The organism is Pseudomonas arcuscaelestis, assembly GCF_016881005.1.
GTDB lineage: Bacteria > Pseudomonadota > Gammaproteobacteria > Pseudomonadales > Pseudomonadaceae > Aquipseudomonas > Aquipseudomonas arcuscaelestis.
On record NZ_JACOPV010000006.1, the window covers coordinates 310,255 to 325,565 of the forward strand.

The 15,311-nt window shown below is 57.7% G+C and carries 15 protein-coding genes and 1 pseudogene; 11 read left to right on the top strand and 5 right to left on the bottom strand.

Features of this window, described 5'->3' with window-relative positions; all coding sequences use genetic code 11:
• The first annotated feature begins 45 nt into the window (after nucleotides 1–45).
• Nucleotides 46–1,218 carry a pyridoxal phosphate-dependent aminotransferase gene (locus tag H8F21_RS11840; RefSeq protein WP_203584396.1) on the top strand — a complete coding sequence of 391 codons (1,173 nt, stop codon included), beginning with the start codon at nucleotides 46–48 and terminating at the stop codon, nucleotides 1,216–1,218.
• The gene (gene sfsA, locus H8F21_RS11845) at nucleotides 1,218–1,928 is read left to right on the top strand and encodes a DNA/RNA nuclease SfsA (protein WP_203584397.1); all 711 of its coding nucleotides are present in this window, start codon (nucleotides 1,218–1,220) and stop codon (nucleotides 1,926–1,928) included. Before H8F21_RS11840 ends, sfsA begins: the two co-directional genes overlap by 1 nt.
• Here the strand turns inward: sfsA and H8F21_RS11850 are convergent.
• The 4 genes from H8F21_RS11850 to H8F21_RS11865 form a co-directional block, all read right to left on the bottom strand.
• On the bottom strand, nucleotides 1,921–2,238 hold the full coding sequence (locus tag H8F21_RS11850) for a Rieske (2Fe-2S) protein (protein WP_203482704.1): 318 nt from the start codon (nucleotides 2,236–2,238) through the stop codon (nucleotides 1,921–1,923). The two genes, sfsA and H8F21_RS11850, sit on opposite strands and share 8 nt — an antisense overlap.
• Nucleotides 2,239–2,524: 286 nt before the next feature.
• Nucleotides 2,525–2,797, bottom strand: coding sequence for a TfoX/Sxy family protein (locus tag H8F21_RS11855; protein WP_203482703.1), 273 nt, complete (start codon nucleotides 2,795–2,797; stop codon nucleotides 2,525–2,527).
• Nucleotides 2,798–2,962: 165 nt separating this feature from the next.
• Complete coding sequence (locus H8F21_RS11860; protein ID WP_203482702.1) at nucleotides 2,963–3,307, bottom strand: pentapeptide repeat-containing protein; 345 nt, start codon at nucleotides 3,305–3,307, stop codon at nucleotides 2,963–2,965.
• Nucleotides 3,308–3,410: 103 nt separating this feature from the next.
• A complete protein-coding gene (locus H8F21_RS11865; protein ID WP_203482701.1) occupies nucleotides 3,411–4,973 on the bottom strand; it encodes a bifunctional aminoglycoside phosphotransferase/ATP-binding protein in 1,563 nt (520 codons plus the stop codon).
• Between the two features lie 118 nt (nucleotides 4,974–5,091).
• Between H8F21_RS11865 and mrcB the strand changes: the two genes are divergently transcribed.
• From mrcB to msrQ, 9 genes are all read left to right on the top strand, one after another.
• Nucleotides 5,092–7,413, top strand: coding sequence for a penicillin-binding protein 1B (gene mrcB / locus H8F21_RS11870; RefSeq protein WP_203482700.1), 2,322 nt, complete (start codon nucleotides 5,092–5,094; stop codon nucleotides 7,411–7,413).
• 23 nt (nucleotides 7,414–7,436) lie between these two features.
• On the top strand, nucleotides 7,437–8,192 hold the full coding sequence (locus H8F21_RS11875; RefSeq protein ID WP_203543989.1) for a tetratricopeptide repeat protein: 756 nt from the start codon (nucleotides 7,437–7,439) through the stop codon (nucleotides 8,190–8,192).
• Nucleotides 8,192–8,521 (top strand): YqcC family protein, encoded by a 330-nt coding sequence (locus H8F21_RS11880; protein ID WP_203584398.1) that lies wholly within the window; start codon nucleotides 8,192–8,194, stop codon nucleotides 8,519–8,521. The genes H8F21_RS11875 and H8F21_RS11880 overlap by 1 nt, the downstream gene beginning before the upstream one ends.
• 422 nt (nucleotides 8,522–8,943) lie before the next feature.
• The gene (locus tag H8F21_RS11885; protein ID WP_136474471.1) at nucleotides 8,944–10,668 is read left to right on the top strand and encodes an acetolactate synthase 3 large subunit; all 1,725 of its coding nucleotides are present in this window, start codon (nucleotides 8,944–8,946) and stop codon (nucleotides 10,666–10,668) included.
• A gap of 2 nt (nucleotides 10,669–10,670) precedes the next feature.
• Nucleotides 10,671–11,162 carry an acetolactate synthase small subunit gene (gene ilvN / locus H8F21_RS11890; protein ID WP_010223016.1) on the top strand — a complete coding sequence of 164 codons (492 nt, stop codon included), beginning with the start codon at nucleotides 10,671–10,673 and terminating at the stop codon, nucleotides 11,160–11,162.
• A 50-nt stretch (nucleotides 11,163–11,212) separates the two neighbouring features.
• The gene (gene ilvC / locus H8F21_RS11895) at nucleotides 11,213–12,229 is read left to right on the top strand and encodes a ketol-acid reductoisomerase (RefSeq protein WP_203482697.1); all 1,017 of its coding nucleotides are present in this window, start codon (nucleotides 11,213–11,215) and stop codon (nucleotides 12,227–12,229) included.
• 146 nt (nucleotides 12,230–12,375) lie between these two features.
• Entirely contained in the window at nucleotides 12,376–13,233 is an 858-nt protein-coding gene (pssA, locus tag H8F21_RS11900) for a CDP-diacylglycerol--serine O-phosphatidyltransferase (protein ID WP_133216259.1), read from the top strand.
• Between the two features lie 63 nt (nucleotides 13,234–13,296).
• A complete protein-coding gene (msrP, locus tag H8F21_RS11905) occupies nucleotides 13,297–14,310 on the top strand; it encodes a protein-methionine-sulfoxide reductase catalytic subunit MsrP (protein ID WP_203482696.1) in 1,014 nt (337 codons plus the stop codon).
• Entirely contained in the window at nucleotides 14,310–14,930 is a 621-nt protein-coding gene (msrQ, locus tag H8F21_RS11910; RefSeq protein WP_203543988.1) for a protein-methionine-sulfoxide reductase heme-binding subunit MsrQ, read from the top strand. The genes msrP and msrQ overlap by 1 nt, the downstream gene beginning before the upstream one ends.
• A gap of 80 nt (nucleotides 14,931–15,010) precedes the next feature.
• Here the strand turns inward: msrQ and H8F21_RS11915 are convergent.
• Nucleotides 15,011–15,311, bottom strand: a pseudogene (locus H8F21_RS11915) (hypothetical protein); the annotation flags it as partial.

Here is a 15,311-nt window from a genome sequence, read left to right on the forward strand (position 1 = left end):
TGCGCAGGTAGAATCATTATTCTAGACCTATTTGAGAGAAGGTTGATGGCCCACTCCTACAGTGCGCGCAGCCGCGCCATAGAACCCTTTCACGTAATGGCCCTGCTGGCTCGTGCCAACGAACTGCAAGCCAGCGGGCGTGACGTGATCCACCTTGAAATCGGCGAGCCGGACTTCACCACTGCCGCACCGATCGTCGAGGCCGGTCAGGCGGCCCTGGCTGCCGGACATACGCGCTATACCGCTGCGCGTGGCTTGCCGGCCTTGCGTGAGGGCATTTCCGGCTTCTACCAGCAGCGTTATGGTTTGAGCATCGACCCAGAGCGAATCCTTGTTACCCCTGGTGGCTCCGGTGCTTTGCTGCTGGCTAGCAGCTTGTTGGTCGACCCGGGCAAGCATTGGTTGCTGGCGGACCCTGGTTACCCGTGCAACCGGCACTTTCTGCGTCTGGTCGAAGGTGGCGCACAGTTGGTGCCTGTCGGGCCAGAGGTCAACTATCAACTGACGCCCGACCTGGTTGAGCGCTATTGGGATCAGGACAGCGTTGGCGCGTTGGTGGCTTCTCCAGCCAACCCGACCGGCACCGTGCTTGATCGTACCGAGCTTGCTGGCCTGTCGGCGGCGACCCGCGCCCACAATGGCCACTTGGTGGTCGATGAGATCTATCACGGTCTGACCTACGGCATGGACGCTGCCAGTGTGCTGGAAGTCGACAATGATGCCTTTGTCCTAAATAGCTTTTCCAAATATTTCGGGATGACCGGCTGGCGTCTCGGCTGGTTGGTCGCCCCGCCCGCAGCCGTAGGTGATCTGGAGAAGCTGGCGCAGAACCTGTACATCAGCGCGCCGAGCATGGCCCAACATGCCGCGCTGGCGTGTTTCGAGCCGCAAACGTTGGCCATTCTGGAAGAACGCCGTGGCGAATTTGCCCGCCGTCGGGACTACCTGTTGCCAGCGCTGCGTGAACTGGGCTTCAAGATTGCCGTGGAGCCTCAAGGCGCCTTTTATCTGTATGCCGACATAAGTGCCTTTGGGGGTGATGCCTTCGCGTTCTGCCAGCACTTCCTGGAAACAGAACATGTGGCCTTTACGCCAGGTCTGGACTTTGGTCGCTATCAAGCCGGACATCATGTTCGCTTTGCTTACACCCAAAGCCTGCCGCGCCTTCAGCAAGCTGTAGAGCGAATAGCCCGTGGATTGCGGAGCTGGCAAGGCTGATGCGATTTTCCCCAACACTCGAGACTGCCCGACTGCTGCGCCGCTATAAGCGCTTCCTGGCCGATATCGAGCTGGCCAGTGGTGAGCAGATCACCATCCACTGTCCTAATACCGGCTCAATGCTCAATTGCATGGTGGAGGGGGGGCAAGTCTGGTTCAGCCGATCCAATGACCCCAAGCGCAAATTGCCTGGCACCTGGGAAATCAGTGAAACCCCGCAAGGGCGCCTGGCATGTGTGAACACCGGGCGGGCCAATGCGTTGGTTGAGGAGGCCCTGCGTGCCGGGGTTATAAGTGAACTGGCCGGCTTTACCGGGTTGAGGCGCGAAGTTGCTTATGGCGAGGAACGCAGCCGCATCGATTTTCGCCTGGAATTTGCCGAGGGGCCCGCTTATGTCGAGGTCAAGAGTGTGACGCTCGGTTTTGACGGCTCAGCGGTGGCAGCCTTTCCAGATGCCGTGACCCAGCGCGGCGCCAAGCATTTGCGCGAGCTGGCGGCGTTGGCCCGACAAGGGATTCGCGCCGTACAGCTTTACTGTGTAAATCTCAGCGGTGTGGAGGCTGTCAGGCCGGCCGAAGAAATTGATGATGCCTATACGCAAGCATTACGTGCAGCGGTAGCAGAAGGCGTTGAGGTGCTGGCCTACGGTACGCGGATTGATGGTGAACAGATCTACATCGATCGAGCATTACCGGTTTTGCTCACTTGATAAGCCAGATGCCCTGGTTGTCTTCAAGGCAGTCCAGGGCGTCCAGGTGCTCACCAGCGCAGGGGCCGGCCACACATTCGCCGGACTCGATCAGAAACAGGGCACCATGGTGACCGCACGCCACCAGGCTGCCACTGCTGTCGAGAAACTGATCGGGCTCCCAGTTCAGGGCTATTCCCCGGTGCGGGCAACGATTGCGATACAGGTAGACCTTTCCTGTGCGGCGCACGGCAAACAATGCGCTGCCGTTGACGGTAAAGCCGCGGCTTTGACCTTCGCTCAATTGCTCGGTTAAACAGAGAAAGTGCATAACGGGCGGTACCTGGATCAGTCTCGGCGTGGTGCTTGAACACAAACAATCATCGGAGTGTTCGCGTTTGCTTAATGTGCCGGACGCTTTATACCGTGTGGCCTTGGCTGATTCCAGGCAAAAAAAGACCCGGCAAAGTGCCGGGTCAATAACCGTGATTAGCCTGATGAGGAGATAATCTGAGAGTCCGAACCAGGGGCTTTCAGCTTATCCAACCAGTCTCGCGACCAGTTGTGATAATCATAACGATTCTCATTACGATGTCAACTGTCCTCTTTCGAAATGCTCAAATATTTTTCTGAACAGGCTTGGCATCGAGCTGCTGGTTCAAGGCTTCCTTGCGGTCGGCCGGAATTTCATTCCAATGCACACCAAGCAAGGCGCCCTCGATCGCGTAGAGCAGCACCTTCGACGCTCTAAAGCCTCTAGTACGTACAGCCTTGTAGGCATTCACTGCACCCAGACGACGTAGATCCGAAGCACTGTGGATGCCGACCGCATGCAACCACTGCGCAGAAGTCTTGCCTAGGTTTTTCAGATGCTGGAGTTCATCGTTCATCAAGCCTCCTTGCGACGGCTGAACGGGTCTTCAGAAGGAATCGCTGGCGGGTCAATGAGCAGTGTAGCGGCACTTGGAAAATACGCGGCGTTTTGCCATCCGTAGGCCGACAGGTAGCCGTGCGCCCCCGCCAGCGCTTGGCTGGCGGGGGCTGTAGCAGGGGCGTTAGCGGGTTTTGTAGCGCAAGCGAGTGCCGAAATTTACCGACATGAGAATTTCGTCGGCGCTCAACTCAACCGGGAAATAAGTACCGGAGATTTGTGCGTGCGCCAGGCTTGCGCCTTCCAGCGGGTTTTCTCGCAGGTCCAGGCCACGCAGATCGGCGGCGCGGAAATAGGCATCGGTGAAATCGATGCCGGTGGTATCGAGCTCGCGTAAGTCGAGGCCGCGAAAATCACCGCCGCGAAAATCGATGTGGGTGTCCATGGGTTTTTCGCGATTGAAACTGGCGATCTGTTCGTCATGCACCAGCGCATACAGCGCGCTGTCCAATTGCCTTGGCTGATTCATGAAGGCGCCTCCCTGTTGGACTTATGATGACACTATAGTGCCATCACTGCGGAGGCGCCTGGGTTCAGGCGGGAAGTGTCGACTGCTTCACGTCCCGAATGAATTACAGCCCAGGTAGGCGCTGGCGAATTTGCTCGACCAGCAGGTCGAGGCTTCCGCTTTCATTGGTTTCGACGCGTTTGCTTTGCAGCAGCTCTTCGGCGCTTAGCGGGTCGCGGTTTGCTTGCTGGGCTTGCACCACGTCCAGGGTTGCATCGGACGGGTCGTCGTTGTCAGCCTGGCGCTGTGCCAACCAGCTGGCGATCACCGCCTGAGGTGCGTTGCAGTCAATAATCAGGAATGGCACGCCGGTTTCGCTGGCCACGTGGGCCGCAGCCTGACGTTGTTCCTGCTTGAGGTAAGTGGCGTCAATGACTACCGGGAAGCCGGCGCGCAGCACGGTTTCGGCCAACTGGTGCAAGCGCTGGTAGGTGGCCTGGCTGGCGTCTTCACTGTAAATGCCGGCCTTCAGTTGGCCTGCACTGTCGCTAGCCTGCTCACCGTACATGCGTTTGCGCTCTACATCCGAGCGCAGGCGAATCGCCCCCAGTGCATCGACTAGACGCATGGCTACGTGGCTCTTGCCAACGGCAGAAACGCCATGGGTGATAGCCAGGAAGCGTGAAGGAATAGCACTGTAGCTTTCTGCCAGGTTGGCGTAGTTGCGATAGGTGCGCAGGGTGGTGGCGCGCGCCACGGCATCGGCACCGGTTGGCATGCTGAACAAGGCAACCTTGGCCCGCACCAGCGCACGGTAGGCTTTGTAGAAGTTCAGCAGTTCCAGGCCGGCATAGTCACCGGTCAGTTCCAGATACTGACTGATAAAGCGGCGCGACAGTGACTTCAGGCCACGGTCTTCCAGGTCCATTGCCAGGAAAGCAGCATCGGCATAGACATCGGTCAGGCGGAAGGGCTCGTTGAACTCGATGCAGTCGAAGATCACCACCTTGCCGTCGATCAGGGTGGCGTTGCCCAAGTGAATATCACCGTGACACTCGCGGATAAACCCTTCAGCCTTGCGCGCTTCGAGCAGGCCGTGCAGGCGCTTGAAGCTGTCCTGTGCCCAGGCTTGCAGTGCGTCGAGTTGAAGCAGATCGGCCTTGTCGCTCAGGAATGGCCGGATCTGCTCGAAGTTCTGTTCCACCGGCATCATCACGCTGTCTGGCGTGCCCAGCGGATGCTCCACTGCAACCTTGGGGGCGTTCAGGTGGAACTCGGCGATCTGCCGGGCCATCTGGTCGATGTGTGCGGCGGTCAGTTCACCATTGGCTTGCAGAGTGCTGAGCATCTGCTCCTGAGGGAACTGGCGCATCTTCAGGGCGTACTCGATCGGTTCGCCTTCGCCGCCCAGTTGCGGTGCCTCGGCACTTCCGCAGATCGGCAACACGTCCAGATACAAACCTTCGGTCAGGCGCTGGTTGAGGCGCAACTCCTCGGCACAAAAGTGCGCGCGCTGGGACAGCTCGGTGAAATCGAGGAAGCCGAAGTTCATTGGCTTCTTGATCTTGTAGGCATAGTCGCCAGTCAGCAGCACCCAGGAGATATGCGTCTCGATGAGCTGGAACTCTCTCACCGGGTGAGGGAACAGGGCGGGGTTCTGTAGCGCGGTGATCAAAGCTTGGCTCACGGGCGATCCTTCTGGGTCTTGGTGATTTCGAGTGGGCCATTATGGCGGCTAGCGAGGCTGGTGCAAACCGCCGGAGGGCGTCTGTCGATGATCAATAAAGTGCGTATAATCCGCCGCCATGACTCGAACCCGATCCCCCCGTACCCCGAAAAAACGTCCGTCTGGCCGCTCCCGCGCCTGGCTGGGCTGGGCCATCAAGCTCAGCCTGGTCGGTCTCGTGGTGCTGGCCGGCGTTGCGATTTACCTCGATGCAGTGGTCCAGGAGAAGTTCTCCGGCAAGCGCTGGACCATCCCGGCCAAGGTTTACGCACGGCCATTGGAGCTGTTCGTCGGACAGAAGCTGAGCAAGAGCGACTTTCTCATCGAACTCGATGCCCTGGGCTATCGCCGCGAAAGCGTGGCAAATGGTCCAGGCGCTGCTGCGGTCAATGGCAACACCGTCGACCTCAACACCCGTGGTTTCCAGTTCTATGAAGGCATGGAACAGGCTCAAGCGGTGCGTGTGCGTTTCTCTGGCGACTATGTTGCCGGGCTAAGCTCGATCAATGGCTCAAAGCTCGACGTGGTTCGGCTAGAGCCGCTGATGATCGGTGGTCTGTATCCCAAGAACCTGGAAGACCGCATCTTGATCAAGCTCGATCAGGTGCCGCCGTATCTTCTGGAAACCCTGGTTGCCGTTGAAGACCGCGACTTCTATAGCCACTTCGGCGTATCGCCGAAGTCGATCGCTCGTGCGGTCTGGGTCAACACTTCGTCAGGTGCGATGCGCCAGGGTGGCAGTACCCTCACGCAACAGTTGGTGAAGAACTTTTACCTGACCAACGAACGCAGCCTGAGCCGCAAGCTTACCGAGGCCATGATGGCCCTGCTGCTCGAGCTGCACTACGACAAGCGCGAAATCCTCGAGGCCTACCTCAACGAGGTGTTCGTCGGCCAGGATGGTCAGCGGGCAGTGCATGGTTTCGGCTTGGCCAGTCAGTTCTTCTTCAGCCAGCCGCTGTCCGAATTGAAGTTGCATCAGGTGGCGTTGCTGGTGGGCATGGTCAAGGGGCCTTCCTACTACAACCCGCGCCGTTACCCGGAGCGTGCAACGGTACGGCGTAACCTGGTACTGGATCTGTTGGCCGAGCAGGGCGTAGCCACGCCTGAAGCCGTCGCTGCTGCGAAGAAAATGCCACTGGGTGTGACCAAGCGTGGAAGCCTGGCCGACAGTTCGTTCCCGGGTTTCCTCGATCTGGTCAAGCGCCAGTTGCGCCAGGACTATCGAGACGAAGACTTGACTGAAGAAGGCCTGCGCATCTTCACCAGTTTCGACCCTATCCTGCAGATGAAGTCCGAATCGGCCATGGCTGATACCTTCAAGCGCCTGGCGGGTCGCAAAGGTGCCGACGAGGTCGAAGCCGCGATGGTTGTGACCAACCCTGAAACCGGTGAGGTGCAGGCGTTGATCGGTAGTCGCCAGGCAGGTTTTGCCGGATTCAACCGGGCCATTGACGCCGTGCGGCCGATCGGCTCGCTGGTCAAACCTGCGGTTTACCTGACGGCCCTGGAAAAACCGAGCAAGTACACGCTTACCAGTTGGGTTCAAGATGAGCCGTTCTCGGTGAAAGGCGCAGATGGTCAGGTGTGGCGGCCGCAGAACTACGATCGGCGCTCTCATGGCACCATTTATCTGTACCAGGGCCTGGCTAACTCCTACAACTTGTCGACGGCCAAGCTCGGCCTGGAACTGGGCGTGCCCAATGTGCTCAAAACCATTGGGCGCCTGGGTGTAAATGTCGATTGGCCGGCGTATCCATCGATGATGTTGGGCGCTGGTGGTATGTCGCCAATGCAGGTCGCAACCATGTACCAGACCCTTGCCAACGGTGGCTTCAATACACCGATGCGCGGCATTCGCAGTGTACTGACCGCCGAAGGCGAGCCGCTCAAGCGCTATCCGTTCCAGATCCAGCAGACCTTCGATCCGGGGGCCATCTACCTGGTCCAGAACGCCATGCAGCGGGTCATGCGCGAAGGTACCGGGCGGTCGGTCTACAGTGTGTTGCCAAGTTCGCTGAATCTGGCGGGCAAGACCGGTACCAGTAACGATTCACGTGACAGCTGGTTTGCAGGTTTCAGCCAGGATCTGCTGGCGGTGGTCTGGCTTGGCCGTGATGACAATGGCAAGACGCCGTTCACCGGTGCCACGGGTGCACTGCAGGTCTGGACCAGCTTCATGCGCAAGGCCGACCCCTTGCCGCTGGACATGCCGCTGCCTGACAACGTGGTGCAAGCCTGGATCGATCCACATACCGGGCAGGGCTCTGACAGCAGTTGCCCGGGCGCAGTACAGATGCCGTATATTCGCGGCAGTGAGCCGCCTGCTGGCGCCCCTTGTGGCGGCACGCAGGACCCCGCCGAGTCTGTAATGGACTGGGTTAAAGGCTGGATGAATTAAGCACTAGGCAAAGAGGGTGTGAAGTGAACAAGTGGTTGTTTCCTGCCTTGACGGCACTGGCTTTGCTCAACGGTTGTGCCAGCGTACAGCGCGGCTCAATTCCCGTGGTCGATTCGAGCACGCGCGTCTCCAACAGCGAGCGGGTCACGGCTAACCGTGGCGCTCCGGTCAATGCTGGCTCTCGCCAGGCCCAGGCCGTGCCGCAGGATTCCGGCGTTACTGTCATGGTTCCGCAAGGTGCTGGCGCAGCGCCGATTCAAACATTCCCGGCCTCTACAGCGCCGGCCTCGATCAGCACCGGCCCGATCACGCCGGGGCCAAGCAGCTCGGCACCTTTCGACAGCGGTTCGACCAATGCCGGTAGCTATGTTATGCCCAGCACTACGGCGCCCAGCGCTCCTAGCGGCATTCCGCGCAGCGCAGCTGCCAGCGGCGGCTTGTCGGCTGACGAGCAGCTTGACGGCCCTGTCCTAGCGCTGCTTACCACCGCCCAGCAACAGCAGGGTAGTGGTGACTACAATGGTGCATCCTCGAGCCTTGAGCGTGCCCAGCGTATTGCCCCGCGCGAGCCGCAAGTGCTTTACCGTCTGGCCCAGGTGCGATTGGCGCAGGGAGACGCTGCCCAGTCCGAGCAATTGGCCCGTAGGGCGCTGACTTACGCCAATGGTCGCCCGGACCTGCAAGCAGGGCTTTGGGGAATTATTGCGCAGGCGCGTGAAAAACAGGGGGATTCGGCCGGTGCAGCATTGGCACGGCAGAAAGCCCAGGTGAATCTGTAATGGACCCGCGCATCCTCGATATTGCCGATCACCTGCTGCTGATCGAACACGAACTGCGCAATCAGGGCTGGTGGAGCGACGTATCCCCTAGCGCTCAGGCGTTGGCCAGCACTGTGCCTTTTGCCGTCGATAGCATGAACTTCGATCAGTGGCTGCAATGGATTTTCCTGCCGAAAATGAAAGAAATCCTCGAGCAGGGCCTGGCGCTACCCAGTGCGTCCGGCATTCTGGTCATGGCTGAAACGGTTTATATCGATCGCCCGGACGAAAGCCGCGAGCTACGCAGGCTGCTAGCAGAGTTTGACCAATTGATCAGTCCATCTGCCTGAATTTCCCTCTTTTCCCCCTTGGAGCCACAGATTGTGGCTCTTTTTGTTTGTATTCTTTGCTTTTCTGCTGCGCTTGCCTGTATTAGTGGTGGCTGTGATTAGTCCTCGCTAAAAATTGGCAATAATTTTTCTTGACTTGCGAGCGCCGAAAAATAAGAATCCAGATTCCGCTGTAGAGGGACTGCCAGAAGCAGACCCGCTAAGCAGATCATGAGGCGCACACCCGCGCCGACCTGTTACACCCCGCAACGCGTTACCTCGCGCTGGGTGGGAAAACCCCGCAACACTCTGGGGCGCTCCCAATACTTGCTCAGTCAGTGCTGACGTAGTCGGCGATTCCGTCGCTCATGCTCTGCTTGGCAGTAAACCTATTAAGACCCGTCCACCGTGGGCGGTATTCTGGCGTTTTAGAGGTGAACAACGTGGAGCTTTTATCTGGCGCTGAGATGGTCGTCCGCTTTTTGCGTGACGAAGGCGTTAAGCACATCTATGGGTACCCTGGTGGTGCTCTCCTGCATGTTTACGATGCCCTGTTCAAAGAGCCGGAAGTGAATCACATCCTGGTTCGTCACGAGCAGGCAGCAACCCATATGGCGGACGGCTATGCCCGTGCCACCGGCAAGGCCGGCGTGGTACTGGTAACTTCCGGCCCAGGCGCGACCAATGCCATTACCGGTATTGCCACCGCGTACATGGACTCCATTCCGATGGTCATTCTGTCCGGTCAGGTGCCTAGCACTATGGTCGGTACCGACGCCTTCCAGGAAACCGACATGATCGGTATTTCCCGGCCGATCGTGAAACACAGTTTCATGATCAAGCATGCTTCGGAAATCCCGGAGATCATGAAAAAGGCGTTTTATCTCGCCCAGTCGGGTCGTCCAGGCCCGGTGGTCGTCGATATCCCGAAAGACATGACCAATCCGGCAGAAAAGTTCGAGTACGTTTACCCGAAAAAGGTCAAGCTGCGCTCCTACAGCCCAGCCGTTCGCGGTCACTCGGGGCAAATCCGCAAGGCAGCGGAAATGTTGTTGGCTGCTAAGCGCCCAGTGGTTTACGCCGGCGGTGGCGTGATTCTCGGTGGTGGCTCCGCTGCCCTGACTGAAGTCGCGCAAATGCTCAATCTGCCGGTTACCAATACCTTGATGGGCCTGGGTGGCTATCCGGGTACCGATCGCCAGTTCCTCGGCATGCTGGGTATGCACGGCAGCTACACCGCGAACCTGGCCATGCACCACGCCGATGTGATTTTCGCGGTGGGTGCACGCTTTGACGACCGCGTCGTCAACGGCCCGGCCAAGTTCTGCCCGAACGCCAAGGTTATCCACATCGATATCGACCCGGCGTCGATCTCCAAGACCATCAAGGCCGACGTGCCGATTGTGGGTCCGGTCGATAGCGTGCTGACCGAAATGGTCGCCATCTTGCGCGAAATTGGCGAACAGCCAGAAAAAGCTGCCATGGATGCCTGGTGGAAGCAGATCGAAGAGTGGCGTGGTGACCGCGACATGTTCCCTTATGAAAAGGGCGACGGTAATGTCATCAAGCCGCAGACTGTAATCGAGACCCTGTGTGAAGTGACCAAAGGCGATGCCTTCGTTACCTCGGACGTTGGTCAGCACCAGATGTTCGCGGCGCAGTACTACCGCTTCAACAAACCCAATCGCTGGATCAACTCCGGTGGCCTGGGCACCATGGGCTTCGGTTTCCCGGCGGCCATGGGTATCAAGCTGAACTTCCCGGATCAGGACGTTGCCTGTGTGACCGGTGAGGGCAGTATCCAGATGAACATTCAGGAGCTGTCGACCTGCCTGCAGTACGACCTGCCGGTAAAAATCGTCAACCTGAACAACGGTGTCTTGGGCATGGTCCGCCAGTGGCAGGACATGGCCTACAACAGCCGTCACTCGCACTCCTATATGGAATCGCTGCCTGACTTCGTCAAGCTGGCTGAAGCCTATGGTCACGTGGGCATTCGCATCACCAGCCTGAAGGATCTCAAGCCCAAGCTCGAAGAAGCGTTCGCCATGAAAGACCGCCTGGTGTTTATCGACATCCAGGTCGACAACAGCGAACACGTCTACCCGATGCAGATCAAAGACGGCTCTATGCGCGACATGTGGCTGAGCAAGACGGAGCGTACCTAATCATGCGGCACATTATTTCCCTGCTGTTGGAAAACGAACCCGGTGCCCTGTCTCGCGTCGTTGGTCTGTTCTCGCAGCGTAACTACAACATCGAAAGCCTGACTGTAGCGCCTACCGAAGATCCGACCTTGTCGCGTCTGACGTTGACCACAGTCGGTCATGATGAGGTGATCGAGCAGATCACCAAAAACCTGAACAAGCTGGTTGAAGTCGTCAAGCTGGTCGACCTCTCGGAAAGCGCGCACATCGAACGTGAACTGATGCTGGTAAAGATCAAGGCCACGGGCGCACAGCGCGCCGAGATCAAGCGCACCACCGATATCTATCGTGGGCAGATCGTCGATGTCAGCAGCAGCGTCTACACCGTGCAGTTGACTGGCGCCAGCGACAAGCTTGACAGCTTCATTCAGGCCATCGGTACCGCGTCCATTCTCGAAACAGTGCGCAGTGGCGTCACCGGCATTGCCCGTGGCGACAAAGTGCTCAGCATCTAAATCAAAAAATTAGCTATGGCCTTATCGGGCCGAGATAACAGGGGTATTTCATGAAAGTTTATTACGATAAAGACTGCGACCTTTCGATCATCCAGGGCAAAAAAGTTGCCATCATCGGTTACGGCTCCCAAGGCCACGCGCAAGCGTGCAACCTGAAAGACTCCGGTGTGGATGTCACTGTCGGTCTGCGTAAAGGCTCTGCTACCGTTGCCAAGGCCGAAGCCCACGGTCTGAAAGTTGCTGACGTTGCAACTGCTGTTGCCGGTGCCGACCTGGTCATGATTCTGACCCCGGACGAGTTCCAATCCCAGCTGTACAAGAACGAAGTCGAGCCGAACATCAAGAAGGGCGCCATCCTGGCCTTCTCCCACGGTTTCGCCATCCACTACAACCAGGTTGTGCCGCGTGCTGACCTGGACGTGATCATGATCGCGCCAAAAGCGCCAGGTCACACCGTACGTTCCGAGTTCGTCAAAGGTGGCGGTATTCCTGACCTGATCGCTATCTATCAGGATGCTTCGGGCAACGCCAAGAACGTAGCGCTGTCGTACGCTGCCGGTGTTGGTGGCGGTCGTACCGGCATCATCGAAACCACCTTCAAGGACGAGACTGAAACCGACCTGTTCGGCGAACAAGCCGTACTGTGCGGCGGTACCGTTGAGCTGGTCAAAGCCGGTTTCGAAACGCTGGTTGAAGCTGGCTACGCGCCAGAAATGGCCTACTTCGAGTGCTTGCACGAACTGAAGTTGATCGTTGACCTCATGTACGAAGGCGGTATCGCCAACATGAACTACTCGATCTCCAACAACGCCGAATACGGCGAGTACGTCACCGGCCCTGAAGTTATCAACGCCGAATCCCGCCAGGCCATGCGCAACGCTCTGAAGCGCATCCAGGACGGCGAATACGCCAAGATGTTCATCAGCGAAGGTGCTACTGGCTACCCATCGATGACCGCCAAGCGCCGTAACAACGCCGCTCACGGCATCGAAGTCATCGGCGAGCAACTGCGCTCGATGATGCCTTGGATCGGTGCTAACAAAATCGTCGACAAGGCCAAGAACTAATCTTGTACTGATGCGATGAAAACGCGGCTTCGGCCGCGTTTTTTCGTTTAGACGGTCAGCTTCTGGTATAAAGCTTCATCGTCTGCTGTCGAACCCTCGTCGCAGACATCTGTCGAAACTTTCCACACCGTTGCAAGGTAATGTCCATGAGCGAACGTCCCGAAGAGCCGAACAAGGCCTCTGACGCCGAAAGCCTGCTACCGATCGATGAGCATGTTGAAGAAGGGCATGACGCCGAAGGACGCAAGGTTCGGCATCGCGGCATCTATCTACTGCCCAACCTGTTCACCACCGCGAACCTGTTCGCCGGTTTTTACTCCATCATCAACTCCATGAGTGCCCAGGCTGCCCTGAGTGCTGGTGACCCACGCGAAGCGAGCAAGTATTTTGCGTTTGCCGCTATCGCAATCTTTGTTGCCATGGTGCTCGACGGCCTTGATGGTCGCGTTGCCCGTATGACCAATACCCAAAGTGCCTTTGGCGCCGAGTACGACTCGCTGTCGGACATGGTCGCGTTCGGTGTTGCTCCGGCGCTACTGGCATTCGGCTGGGCGCTGGGCGACATGGGCAAGGTCGGCTGGATGGTTGCCTTCATTTATGTTGCGGGCGCGGCGCTTCGACTGGCTCGCTTCAATACCCAAGTGGGCAAGGCCGACAAACGCTACTTTATCGGTCTGGCCAGTCCGGCAGCAGCCGGCGTGGTTGCGGGTACTGTCTGGGCTTTCAGCGACTACGGTATTCAGGGCTCCAAGTTGTCGTTCCTGGTGGCACTGCTGGTTGCGGCGGCAGGCATGCTGATGGTTAGCAACATTAAGTACAACAGCTTCAAGGAGCTGGATCTCAAGGGGCGTGTACCGTTCGTAGCGATCCTGGCGGTGGTGTTGGTGTTCGCTGTAGTCTTCAGTGATCCACCGCGCATTCTGCTGCTGGTGTTCCTTGGCTATGCGGCGTCCGGGCCGGTGCAGTACTTGCTGCGTATTCGTCGCCGGAAAAACATCGAGTGATGTAATTTCGCTCGGGCTCCGTAGTCTACTGGTGCATCAGTCCTCCAGTTCTACGGAGCCTTCATGCTTATCAAACTGTCCAAAGCATCTGCTTGCAAAGAGGCGGATGTCACTCCCGAATCTCTTTATGTATCACGCCGCGCCATGCTGGGTGGGTCGCTGGCTGCCCTGGCAGTAACTGCGTTGCCGCGCTGGGCGGGAGCTGCGCAAATGTCGCGATACGCTGACGTCGAGGCGGGCAGGGCGCCCGGCTGGTTCAACGAAAAGCTTGCCGCAACGCAATGGCAAGCCGTCACTGCGCCGGGGGAGGCCATTACCCCATTCAAGGACTCGACTCACTACAACAACTTCTACGAGTTCGGTACGGATAAAGGTGACCCTGCTGCGAATGCCAGCAGCCTGAAAACCGAGCCTTGGACCGTGGTCGTCGATGGTGAAGTAGGTAAGCCTGGGCGATACGCCCTGGAAGACTTCATGAAGCCCTACCAGCTCGAGGAGCGAATCTATCGTTTGCGCTGCGTTGAAGCCTGGTCGATGGTCATACCTTGGCTCGGTTTTCCACTTTCGGCGTTGCTCAAGCAGGTGGAGCCAACGTCCAAGGCGCGCTTCATTCGGTTTGAAACGCTGCAGGATCCCAAAAGCATGCCTGGACAGCGCTCCAACTTTGCCCTGATCGACTGGCCTTATATAGAAGGCTTGCGTATGGATGAGGCGATGAATCCGTTGGCAATTCTGGCAGTGGGAATGTATGGGCGAGAGCTGCCCAATCAGAATGGTGCGCCGCTGCGCTTGGTGGTGCCGTGGAAATACGGCTTCAAGAGCATCAAGTCCATTGTGCGCATCAGCCTTGTGGAGCAACAGCCGCATACAACGTGGCAAGCAATTGCGCCCGAAGAGTATGGCTTCTATGCCAACGTCAATCCCGAGGTCGACCACCCGCGCTGGACTCAGGCGCGAGAGCGACGTTTGCCGAGTGGATTGTTCAGTCCCAATGTGCGACCTACGCAGATGTTCAACGGTTACGCCGAGGAAGTGGCGGGTCTGTACAGTGGGCTCGATCTGCGGAAAAACTATTGATGCGCTACCCACTGTTTCGACTCGGCATCTTTGTCCTGGGCTGTATTTGGCCACTTTGGTGGCTGTACGAGGCCGCCATGAACGCGCTGGGGCCAGACCCTGGAAAAATCCTGGTTGATCGATTGGGGCTGGGGGCGTTGATCTTCCTTCTGATCACCTTGGGCATGACGCCGTTGCAGCGTCTGACAGGATGGGCGGGGTGGATCGTTTCGCGTCGACAGCTTGGGTTGTGGTGCTTCGCTTATATAGTGCTGCACATCACGTCCTATCTGGTTTTCGTTTTGGGATTGGACTGGGGGCAGTTGGGCGTGGAACTGAGCAAACGGCCCTACATCATTGTTGGGGCGCTGGGGTTCATCGGCCTACTCGCTTTGGCACTGACTTCCAATCGCTATAGTCAGCGGCGCTTGGGCGCACGCTGGAAGAAGTTGCATAAATTGGTCTATGTGATTCTTGCTCTGGGTTTATTGCACTTTCTCTGGATTGTGCGCGCGGATCTAAAGGAGTGGAGTGTTTATGCGGCTATTGGCGCTGCATTGTTGGTGTTACGTATCCCTGCTGTTGCCCGGCGAATTCCGCGCTTGATAGGCCGAAAAGCAACGTCTGCATCGAAAGCGTAAATTAGCCCTTGACGTGCGATTTAATCTCTCTATAATTCGCCCCACTTCCGGCGTAGTCGGAACGGAAAACTCCTTGAGATTCAATGAGTTAGATGTTTCAGGTAGTGCTGGAAGTGCTTCGATCGAAAGATCGGCAGTGGTGAAAAAGGTGGTTGACAGCGAATTGAAACGCTGTAGAATTCGCCTCCCGCTGACGAGAGATCGCAGCGAGTTAAGCGGTTGAAGTTGAAAGAGAAATTCTGAAAAACTTCAAAATAAGCGCTTGACACACTCTGAGGAAAGCGTAGAATGCGCGCCTCGGTTGAAGCGAAAGACTTCAGCCAACGCTCTTTAACAATCGAATCAAGCAATTCGTGTGGGTGCTTGTGACTCAGACTGATA

What these genes read in the sequence shown, in the direction of transcription:
- ilvN (WP_010223016.1), top strand. Translation starts at nt 10,671, where the DNA reads ATGCGGCACATTATTTCCCTGCTGTTGGAAAACGAACCCGGTGCCCTG.
- sfsA (WP_203584397.1), top strand. Translation starts at nt 1,218, where the DNA reads ATGCGATTTTCCCCAACACTCGAGACTGCCCGACTGCTGCGCCGCTAT.
- msrP (WP_203482696.1), top strand. Translation starts at nt 13,297, where the DNA reads ATGCTTATCAAACTGTCCAAAGCATCTGCTTGCAAAGAGGCGGATGTC.
- pssA (WP_133216259.1), top strand. Translation starts at nt 12,376, where the DNA reads ATGAGCGAACGTCCCGAAGAGCCGAACAAGGCCTCTGACGCCGAAAGC.
- H8F21_RS11855 (WP_203482703.1), bottom strand. Translation starts at nt 2,797, where the DNA reads ATGAACGATGAACTCCAGCATCTGAAAAACCTAGGCAAGACTTCTGCG.
- msrQ (WP_203543988.1), top strand. Translation starts at nt 14,310, where the DNA reads ATGCGCTACCCACTGTTTCGACTCGGCATCTTTGTCCTGGGCTGTATT.
- ilvC (WP_203482697.1), top strand. Translation starts at nt 11,213, where the DNA reads ATGAAAGTTTATTACGATAAAGACTGCGACCTTTCGATCATCCAGGGC.
- H8F21_RS11850 (WP_203482704.1), bottom strand. Translation starts at nt 2,238, where the DNA reads ATGCACTTTCTCTGTTTAACCGAGCAATTGAGCGAAGGTCAAAGCCGC.
- mrcB (WP_203482700.1), top strand. Translation starts at nt 5,092, where the DNA reads ATGACTCGAACCCGATCCCCCCGTACCCCGAAAAAACGTCCGTCTGGC.
- H8F21_RS11840 (WP_203584396.1), top strand. Translation starts at nt 46, where the DNA reads ATGGCCCACTCCTACAGTGCGCGCAGCCGCGCCATAGAACCCTTTCAC.
- H8F21_RS11860 (WP_203482702.1), bottom strand. Translation starts at nt 3,307, where the DNA reads ATGAATCAGCCAAGGCAATTGGACAGCGCGCTGTATGCGCTGGTGCAT.
- H8F21_RS11880 (WP_203584398.1), top strand. Translation starts at nt 8,192, where the DNA reads ATGGACCCGCGCATCCTCGATATTGCCGATCACCTGCTGCTGATCGAA.